General features: G+C 45.4%; 1 protein-coding gene. It reads right to left on the bottom strand.

Annotated features, from left to right (window positions below):
- Positions 1-3,928 (bottom strand): PAS domain S-box protein (locus tag H6G26_RS39605; protein ID WP_190737351.1); only part of this gene is annotated, 3,928 nt, incomplete at both ends.

The following is a 3,928-nucleotide window of genomic DNA, read 5'->3' as shown; positions in this document are numbered from 1 at the left end:
TTCCCGACTCCAAAGCCCTGTCCATTGTCCTTCACGCGCAAGCAAACCTGATCGCGATCGTAAACTAGCTGCACTCGGATTTCGTCAGCATTGGCGTGTCTGATTGAATTGGTTAATGCTTCCTGCCCGATCCTCAATAGGTTATTCTCGACTTCAGTGGGTAGAGAATACACTGTACCCTCAATCTCATAATATAGAGTGGTATCCATTGCGGCAGTTCTAGTTTGAGCGATGAGACGATGTAGAGCGCTCTGTAAATTGCCCTCTTCCAAAAGCTGAGGACGGAGCGCGACAACCGATCGCCGCGCTTCAGTCAGTCCAGTTCGTGCCAATTCTTTGATCAGATCTAGGTGTGCCCCAGCTGCTTCTAAATCATCCGTTAGCACCTGTTTTGCAGCACCTACCTGAGCCAGAATGCCTGTAAACGACTGAGCAAGTGTGTCGTGAATTTCGCGTGCCATGCGGTTGCGCTCCTCTAAAATTGAGGCTTCTTCTGCTTGCTTCAGCGCCGTAATATCTCGCGCCAGCCAAATCACCTGATCGTGGTCAATTGGGGCAATGCGAGCCGAAAACCAGGCTTCTCGTCCATTTAGAAATATACTGTACTCGACCGTGAGGATTTGTTGAGTTCTCAGCACCTGCTGAATATAACCTAGAAATTCATCAGCTTGTTCCTTTCCGATTTGATGCATGGTTTGACCAATCATCTCTTCATAGGGTTGCCATAGCAGATCTGGTTCCAGTACCATTATTTCAAGGATTCGCCCTTCAGCAGACAGTACAAACAATGGATCGGGAATTGCCTCAATTAGAGTCCGTAGCTTTGTCTCTGAGGCTTGCAGGGCTGCTTCTGCTTGTTTGCGATCGCTAATATCCGCAATCACACCTTCGATGCATTCATCGGCTGCATTCAGACGAGTAGAGCAAAGTCCCCAAAATAGCGTGCCATCTCGTTTTTGCAGTTGCACTTCAAAGTTTTGCAGTTCACCATCACGCTTCAGCAATTCAATAGCTTGCTGGCGATCGCTGGGATTCACATAACAGTCTGTAGTGTGTTTCAGCCCAATCACCTCCTCTGGTGAATCAAAGCCAAACAGATCGGCAAAGCGTTGATTGGCTTCGAGAATTAATCCATCACAGAGGCGAGTGCGGTAGATGCCAACCTGCGAGTTTTCAAAAATAGTTCGGAACTTAGCTTCACTGCGTTGTAAAGCCTCTTCTGCTTGTTTACGCTGGGTGGTGTCATTGCCAACCGATAAGATTTCAACGACCTCTCCCTGGTCATTGAAGATAGCTTGATTAGACCAGGTCATCCAAACCCGCCGACCGTCTCGACACAGGTTTTCACCTTCGCCTTGCGGGTACGATTGAGGATTGCGAAGTAAATCGTGAACAAATGGTTTGACATCGCGTCCAGAGGTTTCGATGTCTGGAATGATGGTTTCAAATAAGGTTCGCCCTACAATCTCATGTTCTTCATAGCCCAGGAGTTTCACCCCATAATCGTTGATGTATCGAATTCGTCCTTGCGTGTCATAGCAAATGATGACGGAATTCGCGGTTTGTAGCAGGTTGCGATAATTTGCTTCACTTTGTCGTAACGCAGCAGTTCGTTCTGCGACCTGTTGCTCTAAAGTGCAGTTGTAGTCGGCTAGGAGTTTCTCGGCTTGTTTGCGCTCTGTAATGTCCTCAAAGGTAGCGATCGCATAAGCGATATTGCCCTGTTGATCAAAAACTGGTGTTCCCCGTGCCTCAAGTAGAATTGTGACATGATCTCGACGAATTTCTATATCCTCAGTCCTAATACGTTCGCCCCTTAATGCCCTTACATTAGGCAAGCTCTCCGCTGGATAGATTTGATCCGTTCCCGCTACATAAAGCTGATAAGCCTCTGAGAGCTGCTCCGGTGCTATGGAAGGATCAGTTTCTTTGCCTAGGAGTTGATTGCTGCATTGGTTGGCATAGTAAGGGCAACCCGTCGCATCTACGATCGCAATTCCCACCGGAATCGCTTCGAGGAACTGGGTGATCTTGCTTTCCTTAGCCTGCAGTTCTGAGTAAAGGTTGGCATTTTCGATGGCGATCGCTGCTTGAGTCGATAATAGCTGCAAGACCTGCGCTCGCTCTGGTGTAAATACTCCAACTGCTAACCGATTTTCCAAATACAATACACCGACCAGCTTGGCTTGATTCAGCAGTGGCAAACAGAAAACAGATTGAGGCTGGTTCTGTTGAATGTATGGCTCATTAATAAAAGCACCTTCACGAGTCGCATCATTCAAGGTGACAGGCTTCAGAGTCCGAATCACATATTGAATGATTGATTCTGGCAATTGATCGGTAATTGGAATAGACGGCAACACCTGAGCCGCACAAGCATTCTCATCGGCATTGAGTTCACAAGCCGCTTCAATCGACCATTCTCCTGAGTTTTCTAAAATCAGATATCCGGTTTGTGCGCCAGCATTCTCAATTAAAGTTTGCATCAGTAATCGCAGCAGTTGATTCAGTTCAATTTCACGAGAAATCGCCTGTGAAGCTTTCATTACTGCTGCTAAATCGAAAGCAGTATGGAAGGGATTAGTGATAGTTCCAGCAGTACCAGGAATTGATGTGGAAGCAGCTCTAGACGACTGAGGAAAGAACTGTGGATAGCGAGTTTCTAAGTCTTTGACTTTAGCGATCGCGCCCCAGCGATCGTAGCAATAGTGCGCCTCTTTCATGTAGGTCTGAGCAATCTTTTCCCGACCTCGCGCTAGATAATGTTTAGCCGCTAATTCATAAGCTAATGCTTCTTCCTGGATATACTCATTTTCGGTAGCACCTGCGATCGCTCGTTCATAAAACTCTTCAGCCTTAAAGAACTGCCCTAAGACTCGCGCTTTCTCTGCTTCAACTAAATAAAATTTATGGAGATAATTCATTGGGGCATGACTCGTCCATTTTTGCATCTTTTCTTGGTTGGAGCTAACACAACTTAGCCAAGCTGCTTTTTCAGAGTTTGAAGCTTCAAGCGATAGGCTCAAAAGCGCCAGAGAATGATAGAAACAGAATATAGGCAGAACCGTTATTGCTGTCACCTCTTCAAAATATTGCCTTGCCAAAATAGCAGTCTGTACAGCTTGATGGTGTTCTTCAAACAGATAACACAACATGACTTTGTGCAAATAGAGTATTTGGATTGCAGTTCCATCTTTAATTGCAATAGCGTGTGGCAACGCCTCATCTTCAATACATAGTCTACCGATTAAGCGGCTGGGATTCTCAGCCCTGTCTAGCAAGTTAAGAATGGTCTGCCGCAATATTGCCAGCCAATTCGAGGGGCTTTCTCGTCTAATTTGGTTGATCGCTTTGCTGTAAGTTGCTGTTTTTTGTTTTAGTTGGGTAAGTTCCTCTCCAGCAAAAAATGATTTATGGCACACGCCGTATGCAGCATAACCAGCAGTTTCAAAGTCTCCAGTTTCCACTCCATTTCGATACACATCAGCCAACATGGGTATTATCTTCCTAAGATGCACCTTCCAGTGCAGGATATGGAAACTCGAAAACATTAATGTTTTCGAGTTTCCTTTTTTGGCATTCAACCGTTCTGCCAAACCCAGAGCCAATTTGCCGAACTCATAACCTAATTCAATGTCTTGAACAACTCCACATAGAACAAACCCATAGCAGGCATAATATAGTGATGACCAGATAGCATTACCGTAGTTGATTAATAAATTTATTGTTTTGCAAGTAATCAGTATCCACAGTGCTGGTAACATTATAAATGCAGCAGATCCCATATTTGATAGGATTGACATAGCTGCCAGCGATTCTAGTGCAGTCATCTCTGGTAAATTAATCAGGTCTTCGATTTCTCGTTGGGCAAGTAGTGCAGCCGTTGACTCCAATTCCTTTTGAATATCTGCCTGACTTGGATTTTCTA

The sequence above is a fragment of the Nostoc sp. FACHB-888 genome, assembly GCF_014696655.1.
In the GTDB taxonomy this organism is placed as follows: Bacteria; Cyanobacteriota; Cyanobacteriia; order Cyanobacteriales; family Nostocaceae; genus Nostoc.
The sequence above is the reverse complement of the archived record's forward strand: the minus strand, read 5'-3'. Positions and strand labels throughout refer to the sequence as shown.